This window comes from Streptomyces sp. ADMS, assembly GCF_033441795.1.
Classification (GTDB): Bacteria; Actinomycetota; Actinomycetes; order Streptomycetales; family Streptomycetaceae; genus Streptomyces.
Window position 1 is genome coordinate 1 of record NZ_JAVFVX010000363.1, and the last position, 736, is coordinate 736.

Below are 736 nucleotides of genomic sequence, written 5' to 3' on the forward strand. Positions count from 1 at the left end.
ATCAAGATCTCCGTCAAGCACAACGACCCGGTGATCATGGTCAACGCCTACCGGCAGCTCGCGGAGGCCTGCGACTACCCGTTGCACCTGGGCGTGACCGAGGCGGGCCCCGCGTTCCAGGGCACGATCAAGTCGGCCGTCGCCTTCGGCGCGCTGCTCAGCGAGGGCATCGGCGACACGATCCGTGTCTCGCTGTCCGCGCCGCCGGTCGAGGAGATCAAGGTCGGCAACCAGATCCTGGAGTCCCTCAACCTTCGTCAGCGTGGCCTGGAGATCGTGTCGTGTCCGTCCTGCGGGCGCGCCCAGGTCGACGTCTACAAGCTGGCCGAGGAAGTTACGGCCGGGTTGGAAGGCATGGAGGTGCCGCTGCGCGTCGCGGTCATGGGATGTGTGGTGAACGGCCCCGGCGAGGCGCGGGAAGCGGACCTCGGTGTCGCCTCCGGTAACGGCAAGGGTCAGATCTTCGTGAAGGGCGAGGTCATCAAGACGGTCCCCGAGTCGAAGATCGTGGAGACGCTGATCGAGGAGGCGATGAAGATCGCCGAGCAGATGGAGGCGGACGGAATCGCTTCGGGGGAGCCCTCGGTTTCCGTGGCGGGCTGATTTCCGCACCCGCCCGTCCCGTCCTCGGGTGCGCTGCCCTCGCCCCCCGCTCCCCAAACGCCGGAGGGGCTGACATACCCAGCCTGTCCGGCGTTCGAGGGGAGGGCAGGTTGAGCCCCGGTTTCTTTCTCGC

At 67.3% G+C, this 736-nt stretch carries 1 protein-coding gene; it reads left to right on the forward strand.

What is annotated here, in order from left to right; all coding sequences use genetic code 11:
• Positions 1-603, forward strand: a 603-nt coding sequence (locus tag RB628_RS41050; protein ID WP_318325725.1) for a flavodoxin-dependent (E)-4-hydroxy-3-methylbut-2-enyl-diphosphate synthase, incomplete at its 5' end; no start/stop codon positions are given.
• Between the last annotated feature and the right edge of the window lie 133 nt (positions 604-736).